Below are 19519 nucleotides of genomic sequence, written 5' to 3' on the forward strand. Positions count from 1 at the left end.
GACTGAAACGGCTGCGCTCTGTCCAGACGATCAGCGCAGGGCATGCCTTCGTCCAGAACATCCGCCGCGGCCACTACGAACTCGGGATCGACACCAGGCCGCAGATACGGCTGGCAGCCGCGTTCACCGAACTCGCCGCCGCTGTCTGACCGACGGTCGTCCCGGCCGCTGGCATGCCCAGCTTCCCCATAATGCAACAGCGCCAGCCTAGATCGTGACGATCCTCAGGAGGTCTTCCAGGCCGGCGAGGTCGGCGGCGTTGCGGGTGTAGATGCTGGCTCCGTGGGCGTGGGCGGTGGCCGCAATCAGCAGGTCCATGGTGCGTGCGCGTGGCTGGCGCCCGACTTCGACGACACGGGCGGCGAGACGTCCGTAGCTGTCGGCGACGGCGTCGTCGACGGGCAGCGGGTCGAACCGTCGTTGGATCGCGCTGAGGCGGGCGAGCCGGGTCGCGCGGGCCTGGGGCGTCCTGGCGACGAGGATGCCGAACTGGAGTTCGGCGATGCTGATGACGCTGACGGCCAGCTCGCCGGGGAGGGGGGTGACGTCTGTGGCGACCAGGACACTGGTGTCGAGGACGCCGCGCGTCATCGGCGCCCCCAGGGATCCGTGAGGGAATTGTCGACGAGGGTGCGGTCCTGCGGCCAGTCGGTGTCCTCCGGCTGCGCGAAGAGATCAGCCAGATCGTCCCAGCGCCGCCACGTACGCGGACTCACCGGGCCGAGGACGGCTGCTGGCCGGCCGGCCACGGTGATGGTGAGCCGTTCACCGGCCTGGGCGCGGCGCACCAGGTCGCTGGCGTTCTGCCGGACCTCTCGAAGCCCTATCTCGTCCACCCTCCGAGGGTAGCACTTGTGCTACCTGCGTGTCGGTGCGCGGATGCTCCGGTACGGCGCGGCATCGGCACTGTTACAGGCGCTGTTGCATTATGGGGAAGCTGGGTATGCCAACGGGCCGGATGTCTGCTGGTCAGAGGGCTGCGGCGAGTTCGGTGAACGCGGCTGCCAACCTCAGGTGCGGGCTGCTGTCGATTCCGAGTTCGTAGTGGCCGCGGCGGATGTTCTGGACCAAGGCGTGTCCGGCGCTGACGGTCTGGACGGAGCGGAGGCGTTTCAGTCCGCGCATCGGCCGGATCCGTGCTTTCAACCGGCCGTGGTCGGTTTCGATCCGGTTGTTCTCCCGGGCGGCGTCGACATGACAGGCCCCAGGGAGTAGCTCGTCGAGGACCCGCGGGTAGACCGCGGCCTTGTCCGTAGTGACCTCGACCGGGCGGCGCCCGTGCGTCAGCGCCCGGGCGAAGAAGCGTCGGGCGGCGGCCTGGTCGCGGTGGGTGCTGGCCAGGACGTCGATGACCTGCCCGTGCTGGTCAACAGCCCGGTACACGTACGTCCACCGGCCGGAGACCTTGACGTAGGTTTCATCCACGAACCACCTGTCACCGGGCCGGTGCCGGCACGGCCGGGCCGCGTCGACCAGCAGGGGCGTGAAGCGCCGCACCCACCGGTAGACGGTGACGTGGTCAACGTCGATGCCGCGCTCAGCCAGAAGCTCCTCGACGTCCCGGTACGACAGGGCGAACCGTAGGTACCAGCGGACAGCGAGAATGATCACCTCGGGTGGGAACCGGAACCCCGCGAACTCCGATGTCGGGACCGGTGGACAGGCACGACGTCGACGCATCACTCGATCATGACCGATCGGCGGCCGCGGGACAGCGGACTCCGCCGATGCAACAGACCCCTGGTGCGGGATCTGCAGGCAGACTACGGGCCGGATCGGGCGCAGCAGTGCTCAGCGGAGCGGGAGTCGACGGACCCGCACGTGGGTGGTGCTGAGCGAAACGACCACGCCCTGTTCGAGATCGTCTTCCAGCGCGGGCAGGTTTGCCAGCAACAGGGCGGCTTGCGCGTCGGGCTTGAGCTGGTCGCCGGAGCGGAGCAGGACGAGCGAGGGAGCGGTGCCGCGGCTGAGCGCGAGCAAAGTAGTGAAGTCGCTGTCGGCGGAGATGATCGAACGTCTCTCGGTGACGGCGAACGTGCTGACCTCGGTGTCAGGGGAACCACCGAGCCCGTGATCGAGGACGTGTGTCGTGTCGATGCCTTTGTCGCACAGCAGTTCGGCGACCCGCGGCGAGAGGTTCTCGTCGACGAGAAACCTCATGCGGCGATGAACGGGCGCTCTTGCGGCATCGTCTCCGCGGCGAACGCGAGAGCTGCGAGCACGTCGTCGCGGGTGAGCGACGGGTAGTCGGCGAGCAGTTCCTCGACCGTCGAGCCAGCCGCAAGCTGGCCCAGCACCGCGGACACAGTAACCCGGGTACCGCGAATCGCCGGCGCGCCCGCCATGATGGCCGGGTCAGCCGTGATGCGGCTGGCGGTGGTCATAACCACGAGTCTACGGCGGACCCTCAACAGGGACGCTGTTGCGTCCGGCGGAGGCTCCCCCCAGGGTTGGGCACCGCGCCTCCCGCAGCATGTGGCCAGACACATCGGCCGAGGAAAGTCGCCGGAACCGCCGTCAGGATACCCGATCAGTGCTCTCCGCATCCGGCTTCTCACGCAGTCCGAACTCCAGGGCACCCGACGCAGCCGGGACGGCTCTGTCGCATCAGCAGAGTCCGTTGTCCCGCAGCTCCCGACCGGTCATGATCGAGTGATGCGTCGACGTCGTGCCTGTCCACCGGTCCCGATGTCGGAGTTCGCCGGGTTCCGGTTCCCACCCGAGGTGATCATCCTGGCAGTCCGCTGGTACCTGCGGTACGCCCTGTCNTACCGTGACGTCGAGGAACTCCTCGCCGAACGCGGCCCCGAGGTCGATCACGTCACGGTCTACCGGTGGGTGCGCCGGTTCACCCCGCTGCTTATCGACGCGGCCCGGCCATGCCGGCACACACCGGGTGATCGTTGGTTCGTCGACGAAACGTATGTGAAGGTCGCTGGACGATGGACCTATCTGTACCGGGCCGTCGACCAGTCCGGCCAGGTCATCGACGTGCTGGCCTCCGAGAAGCGGGACCTCGCCGCGGCCCGCCGGTTCTTCACCCGCGCCCTGTCCCACGGCCGGCGGCCCGTCGAGGTGACCACCGACCGGGCCGCCTTCTACCCACGAGTCCTCGACGAACAGCTCCCCGCCGCTCATCACGTCGACGACCAGTACGCGAACAATCCGATCGAAGCCGACCACGGCCGGTTCAAGGCACGACTACGGCCGATGCGCGGCCTGAAACGCCTCCGCTCCGCACAGACCATCGGCTCCGGGCACACGTTCGTGCAGAACATCCGCCGCGGCCACTACGAACTGGGCGTCGATGCCGACCTCCGGAACCGGCTGACGGCTGCCTTCACCGAGCTCACCCTGGCCATCTGACCGCCCACCCGAGACGGCTCCACCACGCCCCGCCTCCGCCCAATGCAACAGCGCCGATGGACACAGCTGACCATCATGCCGGCAGCCCGCTCCACCGCGTCAGCGCGTCAGCGCGTCAGCCCAGCTCACGGGCCCAAGCCGACTTCTGGCACCCCACAACCTCGGCAGGCTGTCCCGCCTCCGGCGACGGGTCGCTCATACGGTGACCGCTCGGGCACCCAGCAGGGCCTTGAGGTCCCCGAGCAGCGAACTACTCGCCTGCACCTGGAGTTCGAGCAGGAGCAGATGCGTGTTCTGCGGGCCTTCGAGACGCAGGTGCACCGGAGTTGTCCCGGGATGGGTCGTCAGGACGAGTTTGAGGTCATCGACCAGCGGTGGTGTGATCTTGTGTGACGGCAGAGTGATGACGACCGGCGGCCCGTTCACGTGCGTCGCGACATCGACCACCGTCAGGTCCTGGGCAAACAGCGAGACCGACCCCTCCCGCTCGTTGATCCTGCCCCGCACCGAGATGACCGCGTCGGTCGCGAGCGCGTACGAATGGACCTCGTAGGACTGGGGGAAGAACAGCACCTCGACGGAGGCATCGAGATCCTCGACGGTCACGATCGCCCACGCCTTGGCGGTGTTCTTGTTGATCCGCCGGTCGATCTTGCTGATGATACCGGCGATCTGTACGGTCGTCCCGTCGTTGGCCTCGGCGAGGTCGACGATCCGGGTGTCGCGGTGGCGATCCAGCGCCCGCTCGGCGCCTTCGAGCGGATGCGAGGACACGTACAGGCCGAGCATGTCGCGTTCCTGAGCCAGCAGCTCCTTCTTCGGCCATTCGGGGCCGGACAGGTCCAGGTCGAGTCCTAGCCCCGGGCTCTCCTCCTCCTCGCCGGCGCCCCCGTCGCCGAACAGGTCGAACTGGCCGATGGCCTCGGCCCGCTTCGTGATGATCACCGCGTCGATCGCGTTCTCGTGTACGTTGACCAGCACCCGGCGGTGATGGCCCAGCGAGTCGAACGCCCCGGCCTTGATCAGCGAGTCGATGGTGCGCTTGTTGCACACCCCGATGTCGACCTTCTGCAGGAAGTCGGCGAACGACTCATACGCGCCCTTCCTCCGCCGGGCGGCGGCTATCGAGGCGACGACGTTCTCCCCCACATTACGGACGGCCCCCAGGCCGAAGCGGATCGAGTCCCCGACCGCACCGAACCGCAGGTCCGACTCGTTGACGTCGGGGGGCAGGACCTGGATACCCATCCGGCGGGTCTCCGCCAGGTACACCGCCATCTTGTCCTTGTCGTCACCGACGGACGTCAGCAGCGCCGCCATGAACTCGGCCGGGTAGTTGGCCTTGAGGTAGGCCGTCCAGAACGACACGACACCGTACCCAGCGGTGTGGGACTTGTTGAACCCGTAGCCGGAGAACGGGACAAGCACGTCCCACAGCGCCTGGACCGCCGCGTCGGTGTAGCCCCTCTCCTTCATCCCGGCGGAGAACCGAGCGAACTCCTTGTCCAGGATCTCCTTCTTCTTCTTACCCATCGCGCGGCGCAGCAGGTCGGCGCCGCCGAGGCTGTAGCCGGCCAGCTCCCGGGCGATGGCCATGACCTGCTCCTGGTAGACCACCAGGTGGTAGGTCTCGCCGAGGATGGGCTCCAGCGCCTCGGCGAGCTCGGGATGGATCGGGAGGATCTCCTTGCGGCCGTTCTTGCGGTCTGCGTACTCGATGTGGCTGTTGGCCGCCATCGGGCCGGGCCGGTAGAGCGCGAGCACGGCGGCGATGTCGCCGAACTTCGTCGGTGCCATCAGGCGCAGCAGGTTACGCATCGGTCCGCCGTCGAGCTGGAACACCCCGAGCGTGTCGCCGCGGGCGAGCAACTCGAAGGCCTTGGCGTCCTCCAAGGGGAGGGTGGACAGGTCGATGTCGACGTTGCGGTTACGCTTGACGGCCTCGATCGCGTCACCGATGACGGTGAGGTTCCGCAGCCCGAGGCAGTCCATCTTGAGCAGGCCCATCTCCTCGCACTGAGGAAACGGGAACCCGGTGATGATCGCGCCGTCATTGTCGCGGCGATGGATCGGCAGGACATCCAGCAGCGGCTCCGAGCACAGGATGACCCCGGCGGCGTGGACACCAGTGCCGCGGGTGAGCCCCTCCAGCCCCCGCGCGGTGTCGATGACCTTCCGAACCTTGGTGTCGGTCTCGTACTGGGCCCGGACCTCGGCGGCCTCACCGTACCGCTCATGGTTCGGGTCGAAGATCCCGGCCAGCGGGATGCCCTGGCCCATCACATCCGGCGGCATCGCCTTCGAGATCTTGTCGCCGAGGGCGTAGTCGTAACCCAGCACCCGGCACGAGTCCTTGATCGCGGCCTTGGCCTTGATCGTGCCGAAGGTGTTGATCTGCGCGACGCGGTCCTCGCCGTACTGCTCGGTGATGTAGCGGATCACCTCACCGCGTCGACGTTCGTCGAAGTCCAGGTCGATATCCGGCGGGCTGATCCGCTCCGGGTTGAGGAACCGCTCGAAGATCAGCGCGTGCTCGATCGGGTTCAGCTCGGTTATACCCAGGATGTAGGCGATCATCGACCCGGTCGCCGATCCACGCCCCGGACCCAGCCCGATGCCCCGATCTCTCGCGAACTTGCAGATGTCGGCGACGACCAGGAAGTAAGCCGGGAAACCCATCTTGTCGATCACGCCGACCTCGTAGTCGACGCGCTCGACCACATCGGCGGGCACGCCCGCAGGGAAGCGCCACGTCAGTCCGCGGTCGATTTCCTTGCGCAGCCAGGACAGCTGCGTCTCACCCGCGGGGACAGGGTACCGCGGCATCCGGTCCACAAACTTGAAAACATCGTCGTAGGACTCGACGCGCTCGGCGATAAGCAGAGAGCTGTCGCAGGCCCCGGGGACCTCACTGTCCCACAAGTTGCGCATTTCCTCCGAAGACTTGAGATAATATCCCGATCCGTCGAATTTGAAACGGGTCGGATCGTCGAGTTTTTTACCGGTGCCGACGCACAGCAGCACCTCGTGGCTTCCCGCCTGATCCTGGGTCACATAGTGCGAATCGTTCGTGGCCAGCGGGCGAAGCCCCAGCTTGTCGCCGATGTCGAGCAGCCCCTGGCGGACGCTGCGCTCGATCGGCAAACCGTGATCCATCAACTCCAGGAAGAAGTTGTCCGCGCCGAAGACCTCCTGGTAGGTGGCCGCTGCCGCGAGCGCCTTGTCGAACTGGCCCAGACGAAGCCGGGTCTGCACCTCACCTGACGGACAGCCCGTGGTCGCGATGATCCCTTCGGAGTACTGGGAGACCAGCTCGTGGTCCATCCGCGGCTTGCGGTAGTAGCCCTCGATCGACGCGATCGACGACAGCCGGAACAGGTTGCGCAGCCCGGCGGCGTTGGCTGCGAGCATCGTCATGTGGGTGTAGGCGCCGCCACCGGACACGTCACCGCCCTCACCCGCAGGGTCGACGTCGCGCTGCGAGCGTTCCCCCCACAGGACAGGCCGCTTGTGGTGGCGCGACTCGGGCGCCAGGTACGCCTCGATCCCGATGATCGGCTTGACACCCGCGGACTTCGCACCCTGATAAAATTCGTAGGCACCGAACATGTTACCGTGGTCGGTCATCCCGACGGCCGGCATCCCCAACTTCGCCGCTTCCTTGAAAAGCAGGCCCGTTTTCGCCGCACCGTCCAGCATCGAATACTCAGTGTGCACATGGAGGTGAACAAAAGAATCCGTCGGCATCCCAGTCCCCTCTCGCCCACAACGGCCCGCCGGTCGGAGTCTAACCCCGCCACCCAGAGCCACCGGAGAGGCACGCGACACAACAGCCCCTAAGCGCGTTGATCCTCCAAAGACAATTCGTTGAGATCAATGGTGGACCCGTCGACATACCCGAGAACGCAGCGACGCGATGAGGCGCGCCCTGCGTCGTGGTCAGCCACGTGCCGCGCGAGTACACCTCCTCGCTTTACGCCCTTGCTCGCCGACGCGGCCCGGCCCTGCCGGCACCAACCGGGCGACAGGTGGTATGTCGACGACACCCACGTCAAGATCGCCAGCCGATGGACCTACCTGTACCGGGCGGTCGACCAGCACGGGCGGGTCATCGATGTTCTCACCAGTACCCCAGTACCCGCCGCGACCAGACGACTGCCCGCCGGTTCTTCGACCGGGCGCCGGCGTATGGGCGCCGGCGTATGGGCGCCGCCCGGTCGAGGTCACTACCGACAAAACCCCGGTCTACCCGCGGACCCTCGACGAGCCGCTCCCGAGGCCTGCCATTCCGGCGCCGAAAACGCCGCGACCTCGGATTTTGCGGCGCTGCGCGACATATCCCGGAACGGGCCGATACGTAACGTTTCGTCTGGTAATCGAGCGGTTAGGGGGCCGATCCGCCGTCCCACCCCGCGGACACCGCGGCGAACCGGCGATCTCGCCGTCTGCCCGCTCCGCCGCATCAGCCCAGGTCACAGGCCCAGGACGACTTCTGGCATCCCACAGGCTCAGGCCGGGACGGGAGCGGTCCGGCATGCGTCGATAAAGGTGACCAGTTCATTCACCCGGTCGGACCGGGCGTTGACGGCGCGGTTCACGACCCGGATGAGGTGAGCGTAGGCATCTGTGTGGTCGTAGTGGGCGACTTCCCGGATCCGCAGTGCCCATCGCCAGTAGCCGCGGATGGTGTCGGCCAGTGGCATCCGGAAGGTCGCAATGACCTCGCGGATTGGCTCCACCACGGCGTCGCCCTCCCGGCGCAGGTACCGCTCGACTACATCCGCCATGAACGCGAAGTGGCGCGACTCGTCGCGGGCGAGTCGGGTGAGGACGTCGGCCAGGACCGGATCGCCGGCCACGGTGCGTAGCTGCTGATAATAGAGCTGCGTCGCCTTCTCCTGCACGAGTGCGTAGGCGAACAACGAGACCGCGTGGTCAAGTGGCAGATCGAATTTCTTACGGCCCTCAGCCGCCAGTTCCCGACGCAGTTCCTCCGGTTCGGCGATACCGGCGGCGACCTGGTAACGGAACAGGGCCCGGGCGTGGCTGTCCTCTTCCTGGGCCCACCGTACCGTGAAATGGTAGAGCTCACGGTTATGGATAAAGGTTTCCAGGTCAACGTCGGAGTTGAGCGGGAACGCACGCTCGTAGAGGTCGAAATAGCCGGGGAGATGGTCCTCGATCAGGGTGATGAAGCGGACCGCTGAGCGCTGGCCTTCGGTGAGCCGGTCGGCCTCGGCCTCGTCCCACCGGAAGGCCGATTCGACGTCCCAGCGGCGGGCGGCGGACCCGGCAGAGTGAAACGCGGTGACCGCCGCCGCCAGGTCGGAGGCGGGCAGCAGCGGCGGCAGCACCGGACGGGCAAAAGAGCGGTCGGACCGGGCAGGACGGCGTTGCCCCGCTTCCTGAGCAGAGGTAGCTGACGTAACGGTGTTCGATACGGTCACGATGATTCTCCTGTTGTCAGACCGCCGTCTCGAGCGCCGCGAGCACGATACGGACGACGTCGTTGATGGAGCTCAGGGCGAAGACGTCCTCATCCTCGATCTCGATATCGTACGTGCGCTCTATGCGGGAGATCATGACCAGAACCTTCACCGAGTCCGCGCCTTCGACGGCCCGCAGGTCGAGGTCGGGAGTGAGCGCGTCGGCTGACATCCCGAGCTCGCGAGCGAGGATGGCGGTGACAGTACTGACAATCTCGGCGCGGGAGGGTGTCATCATGACTCCTTCGGTCATTCGCCGTGTCGGTTGAGGCGCGTGAGAGGGACTATTCAGCCCTGACCGCCGACGGCCTGGGCCGCGTTAGCAGCCTGGACAGCGTTAGCAGCCTGGGCGGCCTGGGCCGCGGTGATGGCTTCCGCGACACGGTCGAACTCGTCCGGTCGCAGGTCCAGGCGTTGCCGCGCGATGTTCATCGATGTCGGACGGTAGGTCGCGCTCGCCGCAGCCACCAGACTGCCCGCGGCGTCGAGGATCTCGGCCTCGGCACGCACCAGGCCGCCCGCGCCCGTCGGACCGCCCGTCGGACCGCCCGTCGGACCGCCCGTCGGGTTGGAGACCGGCTCAGCCGTGCCGGCCTGTAGGCGGGCGACGCACTGGTAGTCGGTGTTCACCCGCATCGCGGTGACGTACCGCAGCCGCATCCCGGTGGTGAAGGAGGTGAGGCCTGTTCGCAGAACGATCAGGTTTCCCATGGTTTCGTCGCAGATGACTCCGATGAGACCGCCGTGCACGACCCCCGGGTACGACTCGTGAGTGCGGTCCAGCCTGAAGCGGGTGGCGATCCCGTCGGGACGGAAGGCGAAGCGGAGGCGCAGGCCGTTTGCGTTGTGCGGTGAGCAGCCGAAGCAGCGGTAGCTCTCCAGGACCGCCCAAGGCACCGGCAGGTATTCCTCGTCGGCCGAGGATTGGGAGGGAGCGGTCGGGTGAATGTGCATCGGTTCCTCCGGCAGAGAATTGGTCACGGCGCGCCCTGCCGACGGCGTCGCACGTGATCCGGGGCGCCGCCGTCGTCGCGCGTCGCCCCCGCATCCGATCGGGTCTGGGAACGACGTTCTCAGATTCGATGCCTCAGGCCACTATTTCGGCCATCGCGTGGCGGATGCCGGAGTTTCGGCTCAGGTCCCGGCCGACCGCCGTTCCGAGCATGCGCCGGAGCTTGGCCTGGAGCTTTTCCAGCGCATCCGGCGGAGAGAACTGGAGATAGACATCGATCACGTCGTCGACGGTCTCGTGCCCCTGCATCTCCTCGACGCGCTGATGCTTGTAGACACCGACCGGGTGGTTGAGCCGCGGGCTCGTAACGTAGAAATGAATCCTTTCCAGGACTGACCTCAGCTCGTGCGGGTGGAGTTCCAGACGACGCTTCAAGTAGAAGAGGAACTCGCGGGCGTGCCCTGCTTCGTCGCGGCTTGCGCGGAGAAACAGGTCGGCCAGCACGGGCTCCTCCACCCACTCCGACATCGCCCGGTAGACCGTGTTGACGATGATCTCAGAGATCACGTTCGTGGTCAGGGTCGCACTCGGCGTGATACCGGCTTCGTACGGCTCACGCAGAGCCTCGATCTTGTCCTGGTCGATGTGGACACCCACCGCCTTGAGCCAGGCCCGGAAGGCGTAGTGATGCTGAAGCTCCTGGTAGGCCCAGATGGCCACGAAGGCCGAGCAGTCGTAGTCGTCGTGGAACTCGCTGAGAAAACCGTGCAGCCCGGGGAGAGACGTCGCCTCGCCCATGACAACGCCCTTGACAAGCGAGATGTAGACGGGATGAACGAGGTCACTCCGGACGTTTTCCAGCCCGAGGTCGGAAACCTTCCACTGGAGGCGCTCGTAGTGCTGGAAAACATCGAAGCTATGGGACTTGTCAGCGGTGGCGGTCGGCATGGATGGACTCCTTCTGAGCTTCCCTCGCAGGCCTTTGCCGCTCTACCATGGGTTGCCTGGCCGATCATTACAACCCTGATATCACACGCCAATCGAACCATTCCGATCAGCTATCACGGAAGCGCTTACCGCCTCCGTGCGGGACGGTCCACGCACCGGGCGGACGATCCACGTACCGCCGCCCAGCGTTCACCAGCCCTTCATCGTTCACGAGTCCCTTCATCGGACCTGGTAGAACACGGTTGTCACGTACTGGTCGAAGTCGTTCACTCGGAGCGTGAGCCGAAGTTGCCATTCACCGGGCAACGGCGCCCGGATCCCGTCGCTCCGCGCATGGCCCGGCGCGGCCAGGCTCAGCGGAACAGTGAAGGGGCCGAGATCGGCGGCCGGCAACGACAACGCCACACTGGCCTCCACCAGTTTCTGCGGTTTGCCGCTCGGGTCCGTGGCCTGGACGTCCAGGGTCTGGGCGCCCACCCGCGTCGGCGAGACCCTCACCTTCACCGTCATCGGACCCGCGAAGGTGGTGTCGGAGAACGGCGGTGAATAGCTGGTACGTCCCGGTACCATGTTCACCAACCCAGCCGTGATCCCCAGCACGACAGCCCCGAGCACGATTTCCGCCATGACACCCCGGCGCAGCCCGGCAAGCAGAACGGCATGCGACGAGCGGTCCGGCCGGCCGGCCGGCTGATTTCTGTTCGTTCTGTACTGCCGGCGGACCCACCGCCGCGCCAGAGCGCCGAGAGCGATCATTCCAAGGACCAACCACACCTTGTACACCAGCAGTCGACCATAGCTGGTATCAATCAGGGCCCGTGGCGGGCCGACCTCACGCCAGCCCTGGAAGACCCCGCTGACCATCACGGCGACAACGGCCACAACCGCGATCTTCGACCACCGGGGAAGGATCTCCGCCAGCTCGGTGGCCGATGCGCGGCGCACCAGGAAACCGGCAATCATCACCAGACCACCGATCCACACCGACATGGCGATCACATGCACCGTCGTGCTGGTGGTAGCCAGCCAAGCCAGATCGCCGACGCTGGCATGACCGATCATGGCAAGCGTCACGGCCACCACGACACCGAGACCGGCGAGCTCCCCGTTTCCCCGCGGATCCACCGACCCGGTTCGCAACAGCCGCCGCACGAGAGGCACCATCAAAGCCAGAGCGAGCAGACGGATCAGCAGCAGGTGACCGAACCGATCCGCCAGGGTGGTCGACAGAACCGACCACTGCCCGAGTCCCCCGAGGCCGAGCCCGGCAGCGTAGGGGCCCTGCAGCAGCAGCTGCGCGAATGCCGCAAAAACGGATAATCCCCACGCTGCCATCAACAGCCGGCCGGGACCGGCCGCACGAAGACCTGTCGGCCAGAGCACGATCAGAAAGAAACAGACGCCCAGCAACAGGGCCGTCGCGGCGTATCCGAGAAATCTCGCCATGGCGAAGACGACGCCCACCGTCGAGGAGCCCGATGTGCCGGAGGCCGCCGCGGCGGCGGCATCCGGCGGCCCGCCCACACCGAAGGCGAGCGCACCGGAAACAGGATGACTATCCGCCGAGATGACACGCCAGCTCGCCACGTACGTGCCGTTCGGCAGCCCCGGCCGGAGCGCGACCGTCGCCTGCGACGCCTTGGGACCAGATCCGGCACGACCATCATCGACCCGCCTACCCGCGGAATCGAGCACCCGGATCGAATCGCGCGAGACCCGTACTGACTCGCTGTAGTCAAGGGTTACCCGTGTGGGTGCGACGTCAAGTGCCGCGCCGTCCACGGGGTCGCTACCCGTCAAAAGGGCATGCGCCGACGCCGGCGGGACCCCGAGGCCAAAACCGATGGAGGTGGTGGCCATGACCAGGAACGTCACGGCCACCACCAGGATGCGGCGCACGACGGTTAGGCGCGCCGTCGCAAAGAGATCAGCGCGAATCCACCGGCCAACAACCCGAGTGCGCCAAGGACAAGGCCAGCAATCCCCAGGCCACGCGCCGTCCCGTCGGAATCGTCGGAGGCCGATGCGGCTTCGTCCGACCGCGCCGCGGCCGCGCCAGGCCCACCGGACCCCGGGGAGGATGCCGTCAGCGTGAGGACCGGCGCCGGCTTCTCAGGCTCCTGGGCGCCTGGGGCGGCGACATCGACCCACCGCACGACCGAACCATCGGAGTAGGTCTGCAATGCCTTGAACACAATGTGGTCGGTGTTTTCGGGCAGCGGCCCGGCGGAGACGGTGAAGGTGTCGAACTCCCCGGGCTTGATCCCGCCATCCCCCTGCGCCGTCCAGGCAATCCTGGTAACGATCTCCTTGACCTCTCCGTCGTCCGTCATGAGCGGCTTCGACGGGGCCGCTTTGGTGATCTTGTATGTCCACCCCGCCTTGGGCTGGACCGACACGGACGCGATCGGGGTGTCGGTAGGAAGCTGGACGTCCAACCCGGTCGTGGACGCGGTGTCCTTCTCCGTGGGGACCTTGAACGACAAGGTGGCGTAGCTGCCCGCGGCAGCCGTCGGCGGCTGCACCGTGACATGGGCGGACGCCGGTCCAGCTAGGAGGAACATCGCTGCCGCGGCAGTGCCGGCAAGCATGCCGGCACGCCGAACGTTGCGGTACATAAGATCCCTTCGAACGTCCCACGGCGCGTGGGACCACCTGAAGATGCCTTGCCTTGCTCGCGCCGGGGTCGTTCGTCGGGCAGATGAGCCCGCCAGCGGAACTCGTCTACCAGGCTCGCCGTGACATCAACGCTCGCCGTGACGTCAACCCCGGAAAAGGGGAAGCGGGTGGTCCCCGGCGCCGTGCGCCACGGCCAAGGGGGCGAGCGTGCGGTCTCGGCACCCGCTTCCGAAGGTTGATCTTCACGGTGGGTGGGACAGGCGGAACGACGGCGACGGTCACCGGATACAGCAACAGGGCCACGACGGTGCGCGGCCTCAGTCCGGCCGCGCACCACACAGCCCGCTCGGAGTGACGAAGCATCAACCCCACACAGCCCACGGCAATGCCATGGGCCGCCGTCATCGGAACATCCAGGCTCGGACCGCTGGCCAGGTGGGTGTGCGGATGCGCAAGTACGAAGGTGACATGGAGGGCGATCTGCGTCGCCCCCAGACCCGCGAGCAGCGCAGCGACTCCTCGCTCGCGGTCCGCGAGCCCGAACGCCACCCGGGTGAGGAGGAGGACCGCAACCAGCATGATCCCAGCGGCTGGCCGCGGCGCCCCGCCAGAGACGTGCGCGGCCCAGGCCAGACACACCGAGGACGAGGCGAACACGACGGCTCGGCCCAACCGGGCCGTCCCGCTGTCCACCTCGCACTCTGCTGCCACAGCGAGCAAGCTTGCCATGCCCGCCGCGGTCATGGCCACACCCCCCGGAACCGTGCGATTGGGGTTGATGATCTGGCTGGCGGTCCTGGGCGTCTCGTGGGCAGGGTGACCATGAACTTCGCCCCGGGGGTACGCCGCGGGTCGTAATAGGCCTTATGGAGAGCTCGCTCAGTCGCTTCTCGGCGCCAGCCATGGCCGGCCGAGAGCGGAGACGCCGATCGCTTCGATCAATGACGGTCGGGCCGGGGTGGTCGGGCCGGGTTAGTCGACCTGGGCCTGCTGGCCCGGCGGACGGGCAGGGCCTGGGATCGTCGCGGACCGGGCGTTGCCGCTCGCGGTATTACTTCCGGTGTTGCTTCGCTGCATACCAGGAACGAGGAGGTCGGCGGACCGAATTGTATTGGGCTGGACGTCCCTGCGGGTAACGGCCAGGTAGGCGACCAATATAACGATCATGATAGTGGCGCCACCACTGACCGGTCCGTCGCCGAAGCCGACACCGCTGTGCGAGTGAGGCTTACCGAGCCAGTCGGCGAAGGACGCACCGAGCGGCCGCGTGACGATGTAGGCGAGCCAGAAGGCGACGACCTCGTTCAACCCGAACCGCCACCAGGCAACCGCGGGCACCGCGATGATCGCCGTGAACACGATGCCCGAGGCCAGAAAGCCCAGGTGCATGGTGGTCGCGGTCACATCGCCGGCCGCGGTGCCCAGGGCGAAGGTCGCGAGCACCGCCAGCCAGTAGTAAGTCTCCCGGCGGCGGGTCACGATGCTGTGAATCGACAGCGTTCCCTCAGCGCGACGCCAGAGAAAGAAGACGGTTGCGAGGAGCATGGTATAGAAGATCGCCGAGCCGACATGGCCGATGGGCGGGCCGTCGGCGGCCATGGTGCCGAAGACCGCCACCATCATCACGGCGAACCAGTAGACGGGGGCGAAATAGCGCCGGGCGCGGAACTGCAGCCATAGCGCGACCGTGAACCCGACGGTACCGATGACAGCTGCGAGTACCAAGTTGACATGCGCAAGGTAGTCTGCGGTCGCCTCACCCATGCCGGTGGTCAGAATCTTCACCACCCAGAACAGAGCCGTGATTTCCGGCACTTTAGGCGCAAGGGGCTCCCGCGCGCGGGTCCGACTGTGCGATGAAGGCGGCATCGATATGCTTTCTGACTCGATGGGTGCCGGATCGAGGAAGTTTAGAGCAGGCACGGTGGACACGGGGCTCCCGGCTACACGTCGGGGACCTGCGTCGAGCCCACGCTGCCATCCCGCCGATGTGAAGAGGGTGTGAGGCAGTGTCCCGACGTCGAGCGGCCTCACTTAGCACAGAAAAAGCCACTATATCCCGCCAGGAACCCGCCACCGGCACACGGGATCGATCCCACTGCTCCAACCAGACCCGCCCGGCTGGACAGGGGCCGGCCGGCCCGGGTCCATGATCATCTTTATGGTTACCGGCAGACGGAGATGACCCGCTTCTGCGCGTGCCGCTGCGAGTGGTGGAGGGCTTCCTCAACTCCGACGTCGCGGAACCGGCAATGCCGTGGACGCGCATCTTTCCTGCCGGGGCGGCATTCCACGCCCGGGACCTCCCTCGCCTGTTACGATTCCTAATCGAAAGATCGGGAGTGGAGGTAGGAATGCCTGTACAGCGGGACCATGCCGTCATCGTCGGCGGAGGTATTGCGGGACTCACCGCGGCGCGCGTGCTGAGCGAACACTTCGCCGCGGTCACCATTCTCGACCGAGACGCCCTGCCGACAACCGTCGAAGAACGGCGCAACGTCCCGCAGGCGCCTCATCTGCACGGCCTGCTGTTCGGCGGCGCATCGGCGCTCGACGAACTCTACGGCGGCTTCACGGTCGCGATGACCGACCAGGGCGCGCCGCCGTATGACCCGCAACGCGACGTCGCCTACTTCTTTCCCGAAGGCTGGATCCGGCGTGCGCCATCCGACATGCGGTCCGTGTTCGGCACGCGGGCCCTGACCGAGCACACCATCCGGACGCTGACCCGCCGGCTACCGAACGTCCGGTTCCGCCACGCCGAGACCATCGGCCTGCGCAGGGCCGGCGGCGACCGGGTAGACGCGGTCGTGTGCGACGACCTCGACGGTCTGGGCGGACTGATCGAGGCCGAGCTTGTGGTGGACGCCGGCGGCCGCGCATCTCGCTCCCCGCACTGGCTCGCCGACGCCGGGTTCGACGCCCCGCCGGAGTCGACGGTGCAACCGTTCCTCGGTTACGCCACCGTGCACTGCCACTTGCCCGAGGATGCCCTACCGGGAGACCTACGGGCAGTGTGCGCGCCACCGGCACCGCACAACACCAGAGGTGCGTTCCTCCTGCCGGAGGAGAACAACCTCTATGGCCTCATGGCCGTCGGGACCAGCCGTGACTTCCCGCCCGGCGACCCGGCGGGCTTCGACGAGTTTCTCCGGACCGCCGTCACCCCCGTCCTGCACGAGATGTGGCAACGTGCCGAGCCCGTCACCGACATCAGGACGACGAGGATGTCAGTGAATCGGCTCCGCCGCTGGAACGAGCTGGCTCGGCGGCCACAGGGGTTCATCGCGGTCGGCGACGCGGTGGCCGTATACAACCCGGTGTACGGCCAAGGCATGACCGCGGCCGTCCTGCAGGCGGTGGCCTTGCGCGACCGCCTGCGTCAGGCGGACGATCTGGACACGGCCGTCGAGCGTCTCCACGACGACGTCATGGCCGTCACCTCGTTCGCCTGGCAGGCCGCGACCGCATCCGACCTGGTCTTTCCCGTGACGGAAAGCCGTAATATGCCCGCCCCGACACCCGAAGAGCGGGCGGGCGCACAATACCTGGGCATGGTGCGCGCCACCGCCGTCGACGACGCTTACGTCGCGGGCGAATTCTACCGGGCGCTGGGCTTGATCCGGCCCGAGTTCCTCCTCGCTGACGAGGTCCGCACCCGAGTCGAACGGTGGGTGGCGGACCCGCCGGCTCCGACCGACGACCTGTCGCGCCCGCCTGCGTGGGCCGATGCCGATCCACCGACACGGAGTCGGCCGCCGTCGGGCACTGCCGCCGTCGGGCACTGCCGCCGTCGGGCACTGAGGAATGACGGGCGGCGGATCCCGGGTAGGAAAGCACCCCCAGCCACTCGAAGGCGCCTTCGAGTACTCCTCTACCGCGGACATCCCGAGGGTGGGGTGCTTTCCATCGTTGGACGGCGCCCCACCCTCCGGTCTGCCTCGGCGGCTACGCCCCGGCGAACGGCTGCTGCCCGCCGAACCGCTGCCCGGCCTGCTCCGCCCCGGCCTGCTCCGCTTGGCCCGCGGTAAACGGCTGCTGCCCGCCGAACCGCTGCCCGGCCTGCTCCGCCCCGGCCTGCTCCGCCCCGGCCTGCTCCGCCCCGGCCTGCTCGGCCACGGACTGCTCCGCTTGGCCCCCGGCCCCCGGCTGCTCGGCCGCGGCTGGCGCTGGGGCCTGCTCGGCTGTGGCCGCCGCCGCGGCGGTGGGTTGCGCCGCCGGACCGGTGCCGGCGCCCGCCGCAACACCCACCAGCTCGCGTATCCTGCTTTCTACATACCTGTCGCTGTAGTGCGACCTGTCGGCGATGCGCTGAACAAGGTCGTCAACGCTCGAGGCTGCGTCCAGGTCCGACGAGTTTACCTCGGCGAACTGGTCAAGGATCTGGTATCGGATCTGCTGCCAGTTCTGCCGCAGCACGCGCTCCACCTGCTGCGCTTCCTGCTGATTCATTATCATCACTCTACCCCGGTCGGGCATCCGTCCCACGGCTGAGCCTATGACGCGGGCAGAGACTGTCAACCGCAGAAACCACCATCCGCGGCCAGGGCCACGCGGCAGGACAAGCGACGACGAAAGCGCCGGCTGACGGATATTTCTTATCAACGGGGAAGAAAGGAAATATCCCGGCCGTTGAGGTGGGTCCTGGTTGATTCTTGGTCAGGTCGAAGAGTTGAGGGCATCTCGGACTTTGGCGAGCAGGACCCGTTCGGAGAAGGGCTTTTCGAGCAGGATGACACCGGGATCAAGTTTCCCCTGGGTGGCGAGGACCGGGTGGGCGTAGCCGGACATGTAGAGCACCCGGATTTCGGGGCGGGTGGAGCGGATCCGGCTGGCGAGTTCCTTGCCCTGCAGGCGCGGCATGATGACGTCGGTCAGCAGCAGGTGGATGGGGCCGGGGTGGTCGGCTGCGAGGGGGAGGGCCTCGTCGGCGGAGGTAGCGGTGAGGACCTGGTAGCCGTTGCGGGCAAGCAGGCGGCGGGTGACCTCGAGGATGGCGGGCTGGTCCTCGACGAGCAGGACGGTCTCGCCCGCGTGTGCTGGAGTGCCGGTCGTGGTGTCCGGCTGACCGGCGGCGTCCGTGGTGATGGCGGCGGTGGCGGGGAGCAGGCAGCGAATGGTGGTGCCAACCCCGGGTTCGGAGTAGATGTCGGTGTTTCCGCCGGCCTGGCTGATGATCCCGTAGACGGTGGCGAGGCCGAGGCCGGAGCCTTCCCCCTTGGGTTTCGTGGTGAAGAACGGTTCGAAGACCCGGGCAAGGACCTCCGGGGGCATGCCGGTGCCGCTGTCGGAGACGCGGATCCGGGCATGCGGGCCGGCTTTCACGCCCGGGCGTTCGCCCGCGTAGTCCGGATCGATCGTGATGTTGGCGGTGTCGATGGTCAGCACGCCGCCGTCGGGCATGGCGTCGCGGGCGTTGACGGCAAGGTTGGTCAGGACCTGTTCGATCTGGCCGGGGTCGGCCAGGATGGGCCACAGCTCGGGTTGCAGATGAATGTGCAGCTCGATGTGTTCGCCCAGGGTGCGGTGCAGCAGGTTCTCCAGGTCGGTGACGACCTGGTTGAGGTCGAGTACCCGGGGCTGCACGGTTTCGCGGCGGCCGAAGGTGAGGAGCTGGTGGGTGAGGGCGGTGGCGCGGTCGGCGGCGCGTTGGATCTGTTCGATGTCGCGCAGCACGTCGCTCCACCGTCCGCCCGCGGTCTGTGTGGCGGCAGCCTGGGCGACCTCCTCGGCGACGAACGAGGCATAGTTGATGACGACGCCGAGGAGGTTGTTGAAGTCGTGCGCCACCCCGCCGGCGAGCTGGCCGAGGCTTTCCAACCGCTGGGACTGGTGGAGCTGGGCCTCGAAGTTGCGGCGTTGCGCCTCGACGCGCAACCGTTCCCCCTCGGCCTGGGCTTCGAGGCGGTCGGTGACGTCCCGGACCGCCGCGGAGACGAGTATTCCCTCCTCGGTCTCCAGCGGGCTGAGACTGATTTCCACGGGGAACTCGCTGCCGTTGCGGCGGCGGGCGGCGAGCTGGAGGCCGGCACCCATCGGCCGGGGGCGGGGGGCGGCGAAGTAGCGGTTCCGATGATCAGGATGGACGGCGCGGACACCGACCGGGATGAGGATCTCGACCGGTTGGCCGACCAGCTCGTCGCGGGTG

The 19519-nt window shown here is 67.2% G+C and carries 17 protein-coding genes and 3 pseudogenes; 4 read left to right on the forward strand and 16 right to left on the reverse strand.

The features are described from left to right. A pseudogene (locus BMG523DRAFT_RS17385) lies at positions 1–149 on the forward strand (IS6 family transposase); the annotation flags it as partial. Positions 150–207: 58 nt separating this feature from the next. Here BMG523DRAFT_RS17385 and BMG523DRAFT_RS17390 read toward each other — a convergent pair. The 5 genes from BMG523DRAFT_RS17390 to BMG523DRAFT_RS17410 form a co-directional block, all read right to left on the reverse strand. Next, positions 208–591: a type II toxin-antitoxin system VapC family toxin gene (locus BMG523DRAFT_RS17390; protein ID WP_011438476.1), complete on the reverse strand. Its 384-nt coding sequence runs from the start codon at positions 589–591 to the stop codon at positions 208–210. Further along, positions 588–836 (reverse strand): type II toxin-antitoxin system Phd/YefM family antitoxin, encoded by a 249-nt coding sequence (locus BMG523DRAFT_RS17395; RefSeq protein ID WP_011438475.1) that lies wholly within the window; start codon positions 834–836, stop codon positions 588–590. Before BMG523DRAFT_RS17395 ends, BMG523DRAFT_RS17390 begins: the two co-directional genes overlap by 4 nt. Before the next feature lie 133 nt (positions 837–969). Then, a complete protein-coding gene (locus tag BMG523DRAFT_RS17400; RefSeq protein ID WP_043591646.1) occupies positions 970–1680 on the reverse strand; it encodes an IS6 family transposase in 711 nt (236 codons plus the stop codon). 111 nt (positions 1681–1791) lie between these two features. After that, positions 1792–2160, reverse strand: a complete 369-nt coding sequence (locus BMG523DRAFT_RS17405) for a DUF5615 family PIN-like protein (protein WP_011438451.1) — start codon at positions 2158–2160, stop codon at positions 1792–1794. Then, entirely contained in the window at positions 2157–2384 is a 228-nt protein-coding gene (locus BMG523DRAFT_RS17410; RefSeq protein WP_023842258.1) for a DUF433 domain-containing protein, read from the reverse strand. Before BMG523DRAFT_RS17410 ends, BMG523DRAFT_RS17405 begins: the two co-directional genes overlap by 4 nt. A 304-nt stretch (positions 2385–2688) precedes the next feature. Here BMG523DRAFT_RS17410 and BMG523DRAFT_RS17415 point away from each other — a divergent pair, with 304 nt between their 5' ends. Next, on the forward strand, positions 2689–3366 hold the full coding sequence (locus BMG523DRAFT_RS17415) for an IS6 family transposase (RefSeq protein ID WP_051623922.1): 678 nt from the start codon (positions 2689–2691) through the stop codon (positions 3364–3366). Positions 3367–3561: 195 nt separating this feature from the next. On the opposite strand, the gene dnaE is transcribed toward BMG523DRAFT_RS17415, so the two are convergent. Then, the gene (dnaE, locus tag BMG523DRAFT_RS17420; RefSeq protein WP_011438449.1) at positions 3562–7113 is read right to left on the reverse strand and encodes a DNA polymerase III subunit alpha; all 3552 of its coding nucleotides are present in this window, start codon (positions 7111–7113) and stop codon (positions 3562–3564) included. Between the two features lie 222 nt (positions 7114–7335). Here dnaE and BMG523DRAFT_RS23440 point away from each other — a divergent pair. Continuing rightward, positions 7336–7653: pseudogene (locus BMG523DRAFT_RS23440) on the forward strand (DDE-type integrase/transposase/recombinase); the annotation flags it as partial. A 221-nt stretch (positions 7654–7874) separates the two neighbouring features. Here the strand turns inward: BMG523DRAFT_RS23440 and BMG523DRAFT_RS17425 are convergent. From BMG523DRAFT_RS17425 to BMG523DRAFT_RS17460, 8 genes are all read right to left on the reverse strand, one after another. Beyond that, the gene (locus BMG523DRAFT_RS17425; protein ID WP_235463211.1) at positions 7875–8720 is read right to left on the reverse strand and encodes an acyl-ACP desaturase; all 846 of its coding nucleotides are present in this window, start codon (positions 8718–8720) and stop codon (positions 7875–7877) included. A 109-nt stretch (positions 8721–8829) separates the two neighbouring features. Continuing rightward, on the reverse strand, positions 8830–9087 hold the full coding sequence (locus tag BMG523DRAFT_RS17430; RefSeq protein WP_011438533.1) for an acyl carrier protein: 258 nt from the start codon (positions 9085–9087) through the stop codon (positions 8830–8832). A gap of 53 nt (positions 9088–9140) precedes the next feature. Beyond that, positions 9141–9806, reverse strand: coding sequence for a PaaI family thioesterase (locus BMG523DRAFT_RS17435; protein WP_023841575.1), 666 nt, complete (start codon positions 9804–9806; stop codon positions 9141–9143). A 133-nt stretch (positions 9807–9939) separates the two neighbouring features. After that, complete coding sequence (locus tag BMG523DRAFT_RS17440) at positions 9940–10752, reverse strand: ferritin-like domain-containing protein (protein WP_011438535.1); 813 nt, start codon at positions 10750–10752, stop codon at positions 9940–9942. 219 nt (positions 10753–10971) lie between these two features. Next, positions 10972–12612, reverse strand: a complete 1641-nt coding sequence (locus tag BMG523DRAFT_RS17445) for a CopD family protein (protein WP_108913837.1) — start codon at positions 12610–12612, stop codon at positions 10972–10974. Between the two features lie 44 nt (positions 12613–12656). Then, entirely contained in the window at positions 12657–13370 is a 714-nt protein-coding gene (locus tag BMG523DRAFT_RS17450) for a YcnI family protein (protein WP_011438537.1), read from the reverse strand. 106 nt (positions 13371–13476) lie between these two features. Next, complete coding sequence (locus BMG523DRAFT_RS17455; protein WP_011438538.1) at positions 13477–14115, reverse strand: hypothetical protein; 639 nt, start codon at positions 14113–14115, stop codon at positions 13477–13479. 228 nt (positions 14116–14343) lie between these two features. Beyond that, a complete protein-coding gene (locus tag BMG523DRAFT_RS17460; RefSeq protein ID WP_035734193.1) occupies positions 14344–15240 on the reverse strand; it encodes a membrane protein in 897 nt (298 codons plus the stop codon). A gap of 485 nt (positions 15241–15725) precedes the next feature. On the opposite strand from BMG523DRAFT_RS17460, the gene BMG523DRAFT_RS17465 reads away from it, so the two are divergent. Then, positions 15726–17402, forward strand: coding sequence for an NAD(P)/FAD-dependent oxidoreductase (locus BMG523DRAFT_RS17465; protein WP_011438540.1), 1677 nt, complete (start codon positions 15726–15728; stop codon positions 17400–17402). 211 nt (positions 17403–17613) lie between these two features. On the opposite strand, the pseudogene BMG523DRAFT_RS26615 reads toward BMG523DRAFT_RS17465, so the two are convergent. Further along, positions 17614–17823 (reverse strand): annotated as a pseudogene (locus BMG523DRAFT_RS26615) (hypothetical protein); the annotation flags it as partial. A 207-nt stretch (positions 17824–18030) separates the two neighbouring features. Continuing rightward, positions 18031–19519, reverse strand: a 1489-nt coding sequence (locus BMG523DRAFT_RS17475) for an ATP-binding protein (protein WP_051623924.1), incomplete at its 5' end; no start/stop codon positions are given.

The sequence above is a fragment of the Frankia sp. BMG5.23 genome (assembly GCF_000685765.2).
Lineage (GTDB): Bacteria > Actinomycetota > Actinomycetes > Frankiales > Frankiaceae > Frankia > Frankia casuarinae.

Coding starts and splice junctions, on each gene's coding strand:
- BMG523DRAFT_RS17460 (WP_035734193.1), bottom strand. CDS start 15,240: ATGCCGCCTTCATCGCACAGTCGGACCCGCGCGCGGGAGCCCCTTGCG.
- BMG523DRAFT_RS17400 (WP_043591646.1), bottom strand. CDS start 1,680: ATGCGTCGACGTCGTGCCTGTCCACCGGTCCCGACATCGGAGTTCGCG.
- BMG523DRAFT_RS17430 (WP_011438533.1), bottom strand. CDS start 9,087: ATGACACCCTCCCGCGCCGAGATTGTCAGTACTGTCACCGCCATCCTC.
- BMG523DRAFT_RS17450 (WP_011438537.1), bottom strand. CDS start 13,370: ATGTACCGCAACGTTCGGCGTGCCGGCATGCTTGCCGGCACTGCCGCG.
- BMG523DRAFT_RS17410 (WP_023842258.1), bottom strand. CDS start 2,384: ATGACCACCGCCAGCCGCATCACGGCTGACCCGGCCATCATGGCGGGC.
- BMG523DRAFT_RS17440 (WP_011438535.1), bottom strand. CDS start 10,752: ATGCCGACCGCCACCGCTGACAAGTCCCATAGCTTCGATGTTTTCCAG.
- dnaE (WP_011438449.1), bottom strand. CDS start 7,113: ATGCCGACGGATTCTTTTGTTCACCTCCATGTGCACACTGAGTATTCG.
- BMG523DRAFT_RS17455 (WP_011438538.1), bottom strand. CDS start 14,115: ATGACCGCGGCGGGCATGGCAAGCTTGCTCGCTGTGGCAGCAGAGTGC.
- BMG523DRAFT_RS17465 (WP_011438540.1), top strand. CDS start 15,726: ATGCCTGTACAGCGGGACCATGCCGTCATCGTCGGCGGAGGTATTGCG.
- BMG523DRAFT_RS17405 (WP_011438451.1), bottom strand. CDS start 2,160: ATGAGGTTTCTCGTCGACGAGAACCTCTCGCCGCGGGTCGCCGAACTG.
- BMG523DRAFT_RS17390 (WP_011438476.1), bottom strand. CDS start 591: ATGACGCGCGGCGTCCTCGACACCAGTGTCCTGGTCGCCACAGACGTC.
- BMG523DRAFT_RS17435 (WP_023841575.1), bottom strand. CDS start 9,806: ATGCACATTCACCCGACCGCTCCCTCCCAATCCTCGGCCGACGAGGAA.
- BMG523DRAFT_RS17445 (WP_108913837.1), bottom strand. CDS start 12,612: ATGGCCACCACCTCCATCGGTTTTGGCCTCGGGGTCCCGCCGGCGTCG.